Origin of the sequence: Variovorax sp. dw_308, from assembly GCF_019207085.1 — a bacterium.
Classification (GTDB): Bacteria; Pseudomonadota; Gammaproteobacteria; order Burkholderiales; family Burkholderiaceae_C; genus Variovorax.
Genome location: NZ_JAATOM010000109.1, coordinates 1 through 320, shown reverse-complemented (window position 1 = coordinate 320; position 320 = coordinate 1). Strand labels below are relative to the sequence as shown.

The window sequence follows — 320 nt, the reverse complement described above, 5'->3', positions numbered from 1 at the left end:
AGAGGCGGTGGCGCGAGAGATTGGAGTCGGCGTGGACACGCTGGAGCGCTGGCGCTCGGAGTCGTTGTCTAGGCCGGCCAAGGCGCGGGTCTGGACGGCCGCGGCGCGGTTTGAAGCGGTGATCACGACCGCCGCCATGGACGAGGCCTCGCGCGGCGCCTGGTGCCGCGGGAACGGCGTGTACCTGCAGCAGTTGCAACAGTGGCGCGTCAGCGCGACGCAGGCACTGGCCGCGCCCGAGGAGGTGCGTGCGAGCCCCTCGCAAACCAGAGAGGACCGCCGGCGCATCAAGGAACTCGAGCGCGAAGTCCGACGCAAGG

The 320-nt window shown here is 70.9% G+C and carries 1 pseudogene; it reads left to right on the top strand.

What is annotated here, in order from left to right:
* Positions 1 to 320 (top strand): annotated as a pseudogene (locus tag HCU76_RS36415) (IS3 family transposase); the annotation flags it as partial.